The sequence below is a fragment of the Streptomyces sp. NPDC048254 genome, assembly GCF_043201895.1.
Taxonomy (GTDB): Bacteria; Actinomycetota; Actinomycetes; order Streptomycetales; family Streptomycetaceae; genus Streptomyces.
The window spans coordinates 132,328-146,080 of record NZ_JBICZJ010000024.1 but is presented as its reverse complement, the minus strand read 5'-3'; the positions used below and the strand labels follow the sequence as shown (position 1 = coordinate 146,080).

General features: G+C 73.7%; 4 protein-coding genes. 3 read left to right on the top strand and 1 reads right to left on the bottom strand.

All coding sequences use genetic code 11. From position 1 onward, the window contains the following. Positions 1–309 precede the first annotated feature (309 nt). Positions 310–1,260 (bottom strand): UTP--glucose-1-phosphate uridylyltransferase GalU, encoded by a 951-nt coding sequence (gene galU, locus ACGFZQ_RS44885; protein ID WP_393845330.1) that lies wholly within the window; start codon positions 1,258–1,260, stop codon positions 310–312. 414 nt (positions 1,261–1,674) lie between these two features. Here galU and ACGFZQ_RS44880 point away from each other — a divergent pair, with 414 nt between their 5' ends. The 3 genes from ACGFZQ_RS44880 to ACGFZQ_RS44870 all read left to right on the top strand — a co-directional run bounded on the left by ACGFZQ_RS44880 (position 1,675) and on the right by ACGFZQ_RS44870 (position 13,753). Next, entirely contained in the window at positions 1,675–3,513 is a 1,839-nt protein-coding gene (locus ACGFZQ_RS44880) for a ricin-type beta-trefoil lectin domain protein (protein WP_393845329.1), read from the top strand. Positions 3,514–3,811: 298 nt separating this feature from the next. Next, positions 3,812–6,283: a beta-glucosidase gene (locus ACGFZQ_RS44875; RefSeq protein ID WP_393845328.1), complete on the top strand. Its 2,472-nt coding sequence runs from the start codon at positions 3,812–3,814 to the stop codon at positions 6,281–6,283. Positions 6,284–6,832: 549 nt separating this feature from the next. Next, positions 6,833–13,753, top strand: a complete 6,921-nt coding sequence (locus tag ACGFZQ_RS44870) for an SDR family NAD(P)-dependent oxidoreductase (RefSeq protein ID WP_393845327.1) — start codon at positions 6,833–6,835, stop codon at positions 13,751–13,753.

Below are 13,753 nucleotides of genomic sequence, written 5' to 3'. Positions count from 1 at the left end.
ACGACCGGGCCGGAGCGCCGGGGAGGTCTCCTCGGAAGGGCTGCCGGTCGGCGTTGCAGGATCTCGACAAGCCGGGGGCCGGTTGCCGTGGCGCCCTGGCGGATGTGGTCGCCGAGGTCTTCGAGGGACTCGGCGCGGTGCCCCGCCAGGCCGTAGCCGCGGGCGATGTCCAGCACGCCGAGGCCTGCACTGCCGAGGTATCAGCCCTTCGGGACGTGCAGCAGCCCGGAGAACCGCTCCCCAGCGCCGGCGACCCCGGAGCAACTGCGACCGGCGACGGTGGGGCTTCCCCGCTCTCGCGTGGCTCGCTCAGGCGGCCCGGTCGGAGCGTCGTGCCGTCTCGCCGGCTGCCAGGCCCGCCACGAACTCCTTCAGCCATGCCGTGAACTCGGGCCCCAGATCCGGGCGTTCGCAGGCGAGCCGGACCACCGTGCGCAGATAGTCGGCCTTGTCGCCGGTGTCGTAGCGCAGTCCGTCGAAGACGACCCCGTGCACCGTGCCGCCCGCGGCCAGTTCCTGGAGTGCGTCGGTCAGCTGGATCTCGCCGCCCCGGCCGGGCGCGGTCCGCTCCAGGACGCCGAACACCTCGGGGTCGAGGACATAGCGGCCGATGACCGCGTAGTTGCTGGGCGCGTTCTCCGGGGACGGCTTCTCCACCAGGCCGGTCACCCGCACCACGCCGTCCTCGCCGGTGTGCTCGACGGCGGCACAGCCGTAGAGGTGGACCTGCGACGGATCGACCTCCATCAGCGCCACCACGCTGCCCTCGAAGCGGTCGCGGACGTCCAGCATCCGGCTGAGCAGGGTCTCGCGCGCGTCGATCAGGTCGTCACCGAGGAGCACCGCGAACGGCTGGTCGCCCACATGGTGCTTGGCGCACAGCACCGCGTGGCCGAGGCCGAGCGGGTCGCCCTGGCGGATGTGGTGGATGTCGGCGAGCCGCGCGGGATCGCGTACGGCGTCCAGGCGCACGGTGTCGCCCTTGGCGGCCAGCGCCTGCTCCAGCTCGAAGGCGCTGTCGAAGTGGTCCTCGATGGCCCGCTTGTGCCGGCCGGTGACCATGAGGATGTCGTCGAGCCCGGCCTGGGCGGCCTCCTCGACGACGTACTGGATCGCCGGCTTGTCGACGACCGGCAGCATCTCCTTCGGGGTCGCCTTGGTGGCGGGCAGGAACCGGGTGCCCAGTCCGGCGGCAGGGACGACGGCCTTGCGCACCGACCGGGGGGACATGGGGGCGGGGGAGGTGTGGGGGGCGGTCATGCGGCACATGCTGGCCCACCAGGATGAGAGCGGACCGAGAGAAACGTGGGAGACGGCTGTGGAAGGCCGCGTTCCGCCGCCGGGACCGCGGCCGTCCGGGAGTTGAAGGTTTCGTGTGCCATCGGGCCCGTGGCGCGCACAAGTTGAACCTGTGAACCCGCTGAATCCAATCCGGTCGGGGATACCGGCGGTAACTTATCTGAATTTCCAGAACTTTGAACTTAGGTCACCCCGACTTCTTGTTTCCTGTGAGGGCCGTGTGCGAAGGTGAGCCTCCCCGCGGGAGGGTCCAGAGGCCGGCATGGCCGTTAGTCCGGTCCTTATGGGCTCCAAAAGGTATGCACCAATCAGGCACTGCATTCCGTCAGGACGCCATTTCGCATGCCGTCCTGCGGCTCGGAAGGAAATGGTTCAGTGCAATCCCCCTACCCCCCACGCCCGCCTTACCCGCCTCGTCCCGGTTCGAGCCCGGGGGAGTCCGACCGTGATCTCATCGCCCAGCTCACCGGAACCCCCGCGGCCAGGCACCATGCCGTCGCCCTGCTGCTCACCCGGCACTGGCGTGCCACCTGCGACTACGCGGTCGTCTGCCTCGCCTCCGCCACCCCCGTCGCGCAACTGGTCGCCAGCGCCGCCTTCGAGCGGGTGCTCGGCCGGCTGGCCGGCGGCGCGATCGGCGGCGCCCTGCGTCCACAGCTCCTCGTCGCCGTACGGGAGACGGTCCGCGCCTGGGCGGCCGACGAAGCCATTTCCGTGGTCGTACCGGAACTGCGCAAAACCACCGGCGGCCGCGGACTCAGCGCCGCGAGACCGGGCACCCCGGAAAGACGGCAACTCGCAGAACGCGCCTTCCAGGCTCTTCCCGGGGCCTCGCAATGCCTCCTCTGGCACACCGAGGCCGAAGCCGAACCCATAAACATACCCGCCAGTCTGTTGGGTGTAGACACCACTACCGCGACGGCCGCCCTCGACCAGGCCCGTGAACAATTCCGGGTCGGCCTGGTGCGCGCACACCGGGAACTCGCGCCTTCGAAGGAATGCCGTTTCTACAACCGTCTCCTCGACGTCCCCATTCGCCGGGGCGGCTCTCTGCTCCCCGATGTGCAAAAGCACCTGACGGTGTGCCGGTTCTGTCGGCACGCCGCCGAACAGCTCAGCCACTTCGACGGCGGTCTGGAGGTGCTGCTCGCCGAGACCGTGCTCGGCTGGGGCGCCCGCCGCTATCTCGACTCGCGGCCCGGCCACGGCGCCGGCGTCGGCGCCGTCGAGGCCTGGCCGGCCGGCCCCGAACCCGAGCCCGCGGCGGTGCCCGGCGGCCGGCACCGCACGGTGTCCGAGGGCGGCCGGCGCAAGGCCCTGCTGGCCGGCGCCGGCCTGGTCTCCCTCGCACTGCTCGCCACCGTGCTGGTGGTCAGGGGCTGGTCCGACGACAGCGGTGTCCCCGACCCCGGCACCACCACCTGGGGCGCCCCCAGCACCAGCACCACCCGGCCCGGCCCCGACCCGAAGGCCTCCGCAGGTACCTCCCCGTCCCCGGCCTCCGCGGGCGAGCCCGTCGAGATCGCCCACGGCAGGCTGCGCAGCCTCGATGCCGGGCTCTGCCTGGACGTGCGCGGCGGCCGGCCGCGGCTGGGCGCGGACCTGCGGCTCGGCAGGTGTTCGGACGCCGGGTCCCAGCAGTGGTCGTACCAGGACGACGGCCTGCTGCGCAGCGCGCTCGATCCCAGCCTCTGCCTAGCCGCCGACCCGGCCACGCACCGGGTCGTGGTCTCCGGCTGCCTGGTGCACGCGGGCGAGGTGTCCTACGACCTGACGGTCCGAGGTGAGCTCCTGCTGCGCTGGGACAAGGACCTCGCGCTGGCCGTGGACGGCACGAAGGTGGTCGTGGCCCGGCGTGACGGATCGTTTCGGCAGCGCTGGGAGCTGGCGTCGGGCGGCGGGGGCGAGCCGGTGACGCCGGGCGCCACGCACTCCGCGCCATCCGGACCGAAGAAGGACGAGGAGCCGGAACTCCCCGCGCCCCCGCCGGATCCGGAGGCACCGCCGCAGGTGCCCGGGAATCCGCAGGAGCCGTACAGCACACGGGTCGCGCAGGTCGGCTCCCATGACGAACCGGCTCCGGTCGGGCCGGCCGAGCCGCAGGGGCAGCCCGAGCCCGTCGCGACGCTCGCCGGGACGGTCGGCGACGTCCTGGAGGCCGTGCCGGCCACGGTGACGGGTGTCGTGAGCGGGGTGGGAAGCCTGCTCGGCTAGCCGGTGGGTGGCGGGCCGCACGCCGAAGCGGTGGCGGTCCAGTGGGTGGATCGGTGGAGGGTCACGGTGTGAAGTGGCCCTCCGTTTTCGGTTCTTGTCGGCGCCGGACCGTTTTCTGTTCAGATCGTTGACACGAGTCACCACCGGATCTACGTTTCCGACGCGCCGGTGGTGCGGTTGACGGTTCGTCAAGGTGGTGTGGCGGATGGTGCGTTCACATGCCGAACGCGATCCGGGCGCCCGGGCGCGCCTTCGCGGTCCACATCGTCGTGCCCGCACACCGAAGGAGTGACGGCTCATGCCCGAAACCGTCTCCCGACGATCCGCCCTGCGACTGACGGCCGGTGCCATCGCGGTCGCCGCCGCGGCCACCGGCGGACTCGTCCCGCTCACCTCCGCCGCGGCGGCCGGAAGACCCGAGGCCGGAGCCGGCCCCCGGGTCGAGCGGCTGATCGCCGGACTTACGCTGGACGAGAAGATCTCCCTGCTGCACGGGGCCACCGACCCCGACTCGCTCGGCCAGGCCGGCTACGTGCCCGGCGTCCCCCGGCTGGACATCCCGCCCCTCAGACTCGCCGACGGCCCGGCCGGCGTCCGTATCACCGAACACGCCACCGCCCTGCCCGCCCCCGTCCTGCTCGCCTCCGCCTTCGACCCCGGGCTGGCCCGCCGCTACGGCCAGGTGATCGGCCGCGAGGGCCGCGCCCTCGGCCAGGACGTCCTGCTCTCCCCGATGGTCAACCTCATCCGCACCCCCTACGCGGGCCGCAACTTCGAGACCTTCAGCGAGGACCCGCTGCTCGCCTCGGACCTGGTCGCCGCCGAGATCGGCGGTATCCAGGGCGAGGGCCTGATCGCGACCGTCAAGCACTTCGCGCTCAACAACCAGGAGAAGGACCGCAATTCGATCGACGTGCAGGCCGGCGAACAGACCATGCACGAGATCGAACTGCGCGGCTTCGAGGCGGCGGTGGCGGCCGGCACCGGCGCGGTCATGGGCGCCTACAACAAGGTGAACGGCACTTTCGCCTGCGAGAACAAGACCCTCCTCACCGACATCCTGCGCGACCAGTGGGGCTTCCGGGGCTGGGTGATGACCGACTGGTTCGCCGCGCACAGCACGGTCGCCGCGATCACCGCCGGCCTCGACATGGAGATGCCCGACGGGACGTACTTCGGTACGGCCCTCAAGTCCGCGGTACAGAACGGCAGCGTGGCCGAGACGTACCTCGACCGGGCGGTACGGCGGATCCTCTCGGTGATGGACCGCTTCGGCCTCCTCGACGGCAGCGCCCCGCCGCGCCCCGGCCGCGACGCCGAGGCGGGCGCGGCCGTGGCCCTGGAGGTCGCCAAGGCGGGCGCGACCCTGCTGCGCAACGAGCGCCGCACCCTGCCCCTGGACGGCGGCGGCATCGCGGTGATCGGGCCGACCGGCAGCCTCCCCTTCGTCAGCGGCGGCGGCAGCGCCCACGTCATCCCCGACCACGCCGACAGCCCCCTCGACGCCCTCAGGGCCCGGGCGCACGGCACGGTCACCTACGCACTCGGCGAGGACCTCTTCGGCAAGGCGGTGCCGGCGACCGCCCTCAGCCCCGCCTTCGACAGCGAGGGGCAGCGGGTCGCCGCCGGGAAGACCTGGGAGTACGACGGCACGCTCACCGTGGGCGAGACCGACGAGTGGACTCGCATCCTCCATTTCTCGTCCGCGGCCACCGCCCGCCCCACGGTCCTGCTGGACGGCGAGGACCTGTTCCCCATCGCGCCCGGATACGGCGAGTACTTCTCCGGCGGGCTCGTCGCCGTCGCCCCCGACGGCCTCGGCGTCCGCCGTGCCACCCTCCGGCTCGCCAAGGGCGCACACAAGTTGAAGATCACGGCGGCGGGCGGCGACTCCGGTCTGCTGTTCCGGCTGCGCCGGATCACCGGAGCGACCCGGGCCCAGGACGTCGCCGAGGCCGTGACCGCGGCCCGCGCCGCACGCCATGCCGTGCTGTTCGCCTACGAGGACGCCACCGAGGGCCTCGACCGCACGACCCTCGCCCTCCCCGGCCACCAGGAGCAGCTGATCCGGGCGGTGACCGCGGCCAACCCGCGCACCACCGTCGTCCTCAACACCTCGTCGTCCACCTCGATGCCGTGGCTCGCGGACACCGGGGCCGTGCTCCAGATGTACTACCCCGGCCAGGCGGGCGCGGCCGCCACCGCCGCCGTCCTGTTCGGCGACAGCGACCCCGGCGGGCGCCTCACCCAGTCCTTCCCGGTCGACGACGACCACCACCCGGTCGCCGGCGACCCGCGCCGCTACCCCGGCGTCGACGGCACCGAGGAGTACTCGGAGGGCATCCACGTCGGCTACCGCTGGTACGACGCGCAGGGCGTGCGGCCCCTCTTCCCCTTCGGGCACGGACTGTCGTACACCTCCTTCGCCTACTCCGACGCTCAGGCGCGCTGGACGCGCGGCGGTCTGGAGGTGGCGTTCAGCGTGCGCAACACCGGGCGCAGGACGGGGGTGGAGGTGCCTCAGGTGTACGTCGGGCGCTCACCCGACCTCCGACTCGACCAGGCGGTACGGGTGTTGGGCGGGTTCCGGCGGCTGGAGCTGCGGGCGGGGGAGCGGCGGCGGGTCACCGTACGGGTCGCCGCGCGCACCCTGTCGTCGTGGGACGCCCGGCGTCATCGCTGGACACTCGGCACCGGACGGCGCACCGTCTGGGTGGGTGCCTCGTCCGGCGACCTGAAGCTGCGCACCAGCACGCGGGTGAGCGGCTGAGACCACTGAATCCAAGTCAATGGGCGGCCGGCGGGCGAAGGCTCTCCGGCCGCTTTACTTCAAGGGTTTACAAGGATTTTCCCCATCGCGTGTTTCATGTGAAGTAATACACTTGACGACAGGTTTTTGTCAGGCTTGGGTCAGGGATGGTGCAGGCTTCGTGCAGGGGTGAGCGGCACGCGTTTCCGGTGTGCCAGGATCGAGCCAGCGGACCGAAGTCATCCGGAATTTACAGAGCTCGGCGCGGCCGCACGGGGTGTTGCGCCGGGGTGAGTGCCGGGTGAATCGCCCGGGTGCTTTGACGGTCTTGTGACGGTGTGACGCCTGTGCTCCACCGGTTCGACGGCCGTTCCGGTGCAGTGGATTACCCGGATTTTCGGCTCTTGCGGTGAATTCCCCCGGCTGGCCGAATCAATACCCCCGGGCGTGATAGGGCCGTTCCGTTATTGACCCGCGAGTAATGAACTCGCTAGTTTCCGGGGGCCTCACCCGGAGCTCTCCGCCGCACACATCCCCCACCGTGCTGTCCTCCCGATTATTCGGAGCATCATGACGTCCCCTGTGCGTGCCGTCGACCTGATCATGTGCATCACCCCTTTCGGAGAACCCGACGCCCGGCTCGCCACAGCGGTCTGTGCCGCCGGCGGACTCGGTGTCCTGGACCTGGGACGCGGTGACCGAAGAACCCGGGAGGCGCTGGCCCGGCTGAAACGGGCGGCGCCCGCACCGTACGGCGTGCGGGTCGCCCCCGGCTGCGCGCTCACCCCGCAGGACCTCGGCCCGGTACCCGACACGGTGGTCCTGGCCGCCGGCGCACCCTGGACTGTGGGTCAACTCGCCCCGCACAGCCGCGTGCTGGCCGAGGTGACCGATCTGGCCGGGGCCCGCGCAGCGGTCGCGGCCGGAGCGCACGGGCTGATCGCCCGGGGCGCCGAGAGCGGTGGCCGGGTCGGCGGCCTGAGCACCTTCGTCCTGCTCCAACAACTGCTCGACGCACCCGAGTTGGACGTACCGGTGTGGGCCTGCGGAGGCATCGGGCCGCGTACCGCGGCGGCCGCGGTGGCCGGCGGTGCGGCCGGAGTCGTCCTGGACAGCCAGCTGGCCCTGCTCGCCGAGTCCCGGCTGCCCGAGGCGACGGCCGCCGTGCTGCGCTCGCTGGACGGCTCCGAGACGGCCGTCGTGGCCGGTCACCGGGTACTGCACCGGCGCGGCCCGGACGCCGTGCGCCCGCCCGCCGACGACCCGGCCGCGGTCGCCGCGCTGCTGGGTGCCGAGGACCTGCGCACCCAGCTGCTGCCGGTGGGACAGGACGGCTTCCTCGCCGCCCGGTTCGCCGAGCGGTGGGGTGATGTCCGGCGGACCGTAAGGGAGTTGACGGCGGCGATCCGGGAGGGCGGCGGTGCCGTCGCCCCGGCCGCGGTACGGCCCGAGACGTCCGCCCCGGACGCGCCGAGGTCCGGCCTCTCCGCCCCGGACGCGTTACGGCCCGCCACCTCCGCCATGAGCCGCGCCCTCGGCACCCGGCTGCCCGTCGCCCAGGGCCCGATGACCCGGGTCAGCGACCGGGCCGCCTTCGCCGCGGCCGTCGCCGACGACGGGGCGCTGCCCTTCCTGGCGCTGGCCCTCGCCGACGGCGCCCGCACCCGGGAGATGCTCACCGAGGCCAAGGCCGCACTGGACGGCCGGCCCTGGGGCGTCGGCGTGCTCGGCTTCGCCCCCGAGGAACTCAGGAACGCCCAGCTCGACGCCGTACGGGAACTGCGGCCCAGCCACGCGATCATCGCGGGCGGCCGCCCCGCCCAGGCGGAGGCGCTGGAGCGGGCCGGGATCAGCACCTTCCTGCACGTGCCCTCGCCCGGGCTGCTCCGGCAGTTCCTGGAGGCCGGGGCCCGCAGGTTCGTGTTCGAGGGCTCCGAGTGCGGCGGCCACGTCGGACCGCGCGCGAGCTTCCCGCTCTGGGAGGCCCAACTCGCCGTGCTGGAGGACTTCCCGGCGGCCGAGGGCCTGGAGGTGTTCTTCGCGGGCGGCATCCACGACGAACGCTCCGCGGCGATGGTCGCCGCGCTCGCCGTGCCCCTGACCGCCCGGGGCGCCGCCGTCGGCCTGCTGATGGGCACCGCCTACCTCTTCACCGAGGAGGCCGTGGACCGGGGCGCGATCCAGCCCCTCTTCCAGCGCCAGGTCAGGGCCGCCGCCTCGACCGCCCTCCTGGAGACCGCACCCGGTCACGCCACCCGCTGCGTGCCCAGCCCCTTCACCCTCGACTACCACCGGCGCGAGGCGGAACTGCGGGCGAACGGAGTACCGGACCGGCGGCTGTGGGAGGAACTGGAGCGGCTCAACGTCGGCCGGCTGCGCATCGCCAGCAAGGGCGTCGACCGTGCGGACGGCGGCGGGCTGACGCCCGTGGACGAGCAACGCCAGCTCAACGAGGGGATGTTCATGGCCGGCGAGGTCGCCGTGCTGCGCTCGGCGACGACCACCGTGGCCGCCCTGCACCGCGCCGTGACCGACGGCGCCGCCGACTTCCTGGCCCAGCGGCGGCCGGCACCCGAACCGCACGAGGAACCGCCCGCCCCCGCCCCGCTCGACATCGCGATCGTCGGCATGGCCGGCATGTTCCCGCACGCCCCGGACCTCGCCACCTTCTGGGCGAACGTGGTCGCCGGACACGACGCGGTCACCGAGGTCCCGCCCGAGCGCTGGGACCCGGCCGTCCACCACGCCGACGGCAACACCACCTCCAAGTGGGGCGGCTTCCTGCCCCCCATCCCCTTCGACCCGCTGAGCTACGGCATCCCGCCCGCCTCCCTCGGCCACATCGAACCGGTCCAGCTGCTCGCCCTGGAGGCCGCCCGGCGCGCCCTGGACGACGCCGGATACGGCGCCCGGGGACGGGAGTTCGACCGCTCCCGCACCTCCGTGGTCTTCGGCGCCGAGGCCGGCAGCGACCTCTCCAACGCCGCCACCCTGCGCGCCGTACTGCCCTCCTACTACGGCAAGGTCCCCGACGGCCTCGAAGAGCAACTGCCCCGGCTCACCGAGGACTCCTTCCCGGGCATGCTCGCCAACGTCATCTCCGGGCGGATCGCCAACCGCCTCGACCTGGGCGGCGCCAACTACACCGTGGACGCCGCCTGCGCCTCCTCGCTGGCCGCCGTCGACGTCGCCTGCAAGGAACTCACCGCCGGCACCAGCGACGTCGTGCTGTGCGGCGGCGCCGACCTGCACAACGGCATCAACGACTACGTCCTCTTCTCCTCGGTGCACGCCCTCTCGCCGACCGGCCGCTCCCGCGCCTTCGACGGCTCCGCCGACGGCATCGCGCTCGGCGAGGGCGTGGCCTGCGTCGTCCTCAAGCGGCTGGCCGACGCCGAACGCGACGGGGACCGCATCTACGGCGTGATCAAGGGACTCGGCTCCTCCAGCGACGGCCGCTCCCTGGGCCTGACCGCCCCGCGCCCCGAGGGACAACGGGCCGCGCTGCTACGCGCGTACCGCAACGCCGGCGTGTCCCCGGCACAGGTCGGCCTGGTGGAGGCGCACGGCACCGGCACCGTAGTCGGCGACCGCACCGAACTCACCATCCTCAGCGAGGTGTTCGCGGAGGCGGGCGCCGAGAACGGCGGTTGCGCGCTCGGCTCGGTCAAGTCCCAGATCGGGCACACCAAGTGCGCCGCCGGACTCGCCGGGCTGATCAAGACCACCCTCGCCCTGCACACCGGCGTCAAGCCGCCCACCCTGCACCTCGACCGGCCCAATGCGGCCTGGAAGGAAGAGGACAGCCCGTTCGCCTTCCACACCGAGGCCCGGCCGTGGACCGCTCCGGCCGCCGAACGGGTCGCCGGGGTCAGCGCGTTCGGCTTCGGCGGCACCAACTTCCACGTGGTGCTCGGCGCCTACGACAGCGTCGTACCGCCGGAGCAGGGGCTGGACCTCTGGCCCGCCGAGCTGTTCCTGTTCCGGGGACGGGACGAGAAGGCCGCCCACCGGGGCGTCGAGGAGATCCTGCGGGCCGCCGAGACGGGGTCGTGGCGGCTGCGCGACCTGGCGCTCGCCGCCGCCCGCCGCGCGGACGCCTCGCACGAGCCGGTACGCGCCGCGGTGGTGGCGCGTGACCCGGACGAGCTGACCGGGCAGCTACGGCGGATCCTCGCGGGCGAGCACGAGCCGGCCGCCGGCCTCCACCTGGCCGACCCGACGGCCGACACCGACGCCAAGGTCGCGTTCCTCTTCCCCGGCCAGGGCAGCCAGCGCCCCGGCATGCTCGCCGACCTCCTCGTCGCCTTCCCCGAGCTCCAGCACTACCTCCAGCTCGGCCGGGCCCACGCAGGCCCCCTCTACCCGCCGACCGCCTTCGACGACACCACCCGTGAGCGCCACCGGGCCGCCCTCACCGACACCCGGGCCGCGCAGCCCGCCCTCGGCATCACCGGCCTCGCCGCCCACGCCCTGCTGACGGCGGCCGGGGTCCGACCCGACATGGCCGCCGGACACAGCTACGGCGAACTCGTCGCCCTCAGCGCGGCCGGCGCCCTCACCCCCGAGACCCTCCTGGAACTGAGCGCCGAACGGGCCGCCGCGATCCTGGCCGCCGCGGGCGACGAACCGGGCACCATGGCCGCCGTGTCCGGCGCGGCGGAGGACGTCGAACACGCGCTGCGCACCGCCGGAGTCCCGGACTCGGTCGTGGTCGCCAACCACAACTCGCCCAAGCAGAGCGTGATCTCGGGCCCCACGGAAGAAGTGACCGAAGCGGTACGGCTGTTGCGCGAGGGCGGGATCGGCGCCAAGCGGATCCCGGTGGCCTGCGCCTTCCACAGCCCGGTGGTCGCCGGCGCCGGGGACCGGTTCGCGGAGGTCCTCGCGGAGACGGCCGTACGACCGCCCGAGTTCCCGGTGTGGTCCAACCGCACGGCGGCCCCCTACCCGCCGGATCCCGGTGCCGTACGCGCCGAACTCGCCGCCCAGATCGGTTCCCCCGTCGCCTTCGCCGCCCAGATCGAGGCGATGTACGAGGCCGGGGCGCGGGTCTTCGTCGAGGCCGGGCCCGGCACCGTCCTCACCCGGCTCGTCGGGCAGATCCTCGGCGACCGCCCGCACACCACGGTGGCCTGCGAACCCCGTGCCGACAGCGGACTGCGCGGCTGGCTCGACGCACTCGCCCGGCTGGCCGTCGCCGGGGCACCGGTACGCACCGCCTGGCTGCTGCGCGGCCGTGACGCCGTGGACGCGGTCCGGACCCCGGTGCCCAAGCGGCCCGGCTGGACGGTCGACGGACAGCTCGTGCGCACCGCCACCGGAGACCTCCTGCCCGGTGCCCTCGCACCGGCCCGACGAGTCGTGGAGACGACTGTGACGACGAACCAGCCGCACGGCGCCCCGGCCGACCGGGACGCGCTGATCTCCGAATTCCTGCGCACCAGCCGGGAGATGATCGCCGCGCAGCGCGATGTGCTGCTCACCTACTTCGGGGCCGTACCGGGGGCGGTGCCCGCCGCGCCGGCGTCGCCGCAGCAGCTCGCGCCCGCACTCGCACCTGCCTTTGCGCCCGCGCTCGCGCCCGCCGAGATCGTCGTATCCCAGCCGGAGCCGGTGGCCGGGCCGGCCGCGCCCGCCGTGGCGGCGGCCGCGGGGACCGACGTCGAGCGGGTCGTCCTGGAGATCATCAGCGAGCGCACCGGCTACCCCGTCGACATGATCGAGCCCGACCTCGATCTGGAGGCGGACCTGAGCATCGACTCGATCAAACGGGCCGAGATCGCCGGGGAGCTGGCGAAGCGGCTGGGTATCGCGGGCGGGGCGGAGACCCTGGACGACGCCGAGCTGGAGGAACTGGCCAAGGCGCGGACGGCCGCGGCCGTCACCGGATGGCTGAAGGCGCGGGTCGACGGCGGCGAACGGCAGGAGGAGACGGCCACGGCCACCACCGGCGGCACCACCGACCGGACGGGCGCCGCGGCCGAGCCGGCGGCAGCGGCCGCGACGGCCGAGGAGGTCCCGCCGGGCGAGGCGCCGAAGCGGTTCGAGATGCGTCCCGTCGCACTGGCGGAGCCGGACGCCGTCGCCGACCCGGCCGCCCTGCTGTCCGGCAGGCGGTTCGTGATCCTCGGGGACGGCGCCCAGCTGGCGCAACGGCTCTCCGCGTACGGCGCCGAGTGCCTTACCGTCGGCCCGGACCACCGGCTCGGCGAGGCGGACGGAACCGTCGACGGGGTGGTGTACCTGGGCGCGCTGCCCGGCGGTGACACGCCCGTGCTGCCGGACGCGTTCCCCGTGCTGCGGGCGGCCCTGGCGCGCGGCCCGCGCTGGCTGCTCGCCGCCCGACCCGCCGAGGGCGAGGACGCGGCCCGCTCGGCCGGGCTGCACGGGCTGTTCCGTACCGTCGCCCGCGAGTACCCGGAGACGGTCGCCCGGGTCGTGACCCTCACGGACACCGGACCGGCCGCCGTCGCCGAGGCACTGCTCGCCGAACTGCTCGCACCGGAGCCGGCACCCGTCGTCCTGCGCACCGCCGCCGGCCGGCAGGGGCTGGAGCTCGCCGAGGTGCCGCTGGGCCCGCTCGGCAGCACCGGTGCCGGACCGGCCGGGGAAGGGGCCGCCGAGGCCGCCGCGCTCGGCCTGGACCGGGACTCCGTGGTGCTGCTGGTCGGCGGGGCCCGGGGCATCACCGCGAAGTTCGCGGCCGGACTCGCCGCCGCCTGCCGCTGCCGTGTCGAACTGCTCGGCCGGACCCCCGCACCCACCGGCCCCGAGGCCCCGGACACCGCAGCCGCGGGGACCCCCGCCGAACTCCGCGCGGCCCTCGCGGCCAGGGGCGGACTCAAGCCCGCCGAGGTCAACCGGGAGACCGAACTGATCCTCGCCCAGCGGGAGATCACCACCACCCTCGACGAACTCGCCGCGCTCGGCAGCGAGGCCCGCTACCACGCCGTCGACTTCCGCGACCGGGACGCCGCACTCCAGGCCGTCAAGGAGATCCACGCCGACCACGGCCGCCTGGACGGGGTCGTCTTCGCGGCCGGCGTGATCGAGGACCGGCTGATCGCCGAGAAGACCCCGGAGTCCTTCCAGCGGGTCTACGGCACGAAGACGGCCGGCGCGACCACCTTGCTCGCCGCCCTTGAGGAGCTGCCCAACGGACCCGGTTTCGCGGTGCTGTTCGGCAGCATCTCCGCCGTCCTCGGCAACCGGGGCCAGGCCGACTACGCCGCCGCCAACGACGCCCTGGAGAGCCTCGGCGCCGACTGGGCGGACCGCACCGGCAACCGGGCGCTGACCGTCCACTGGGGGCCGTGGGCGCCGACCGGCGGCCACACCGGCATGGTCAGCCCGGAGCTGGGACGCGAGTACGCCCGGCGCGGGATCAAGCTGATCGACCCCGACGAGGGCGCCGCCGCGCTGCTGCGCGAGCTGGCCTGGGGCGCGGAGTCCGTCCGGGCCGTCGTCTACACCGCGTCGGGCTGGTGA

Coding starts and splice junctions, on each gene's coding strand:
- galU (WP_393845330.1), bottom strand. CDS start 1,260: ATGACCGCCCCCCACACCTCCCCCGCCCCCATGTCCCCCCGGTCGGTG.
- ACGFZQ_RS44875 (WP_393845328.1), top strand. CDS start 3,812: ATGCCCGAAACCGTCTCCCGACGATCCGCCCTGCGACTGACGGCCGGT.
- ACGFZQ_RS44870 (WP_393845327.1), top strand. CDS start 6,833: ATGACGTCCCCTGTGCGTGCCGTCGACCTGATCATGTGCATCACCCCT.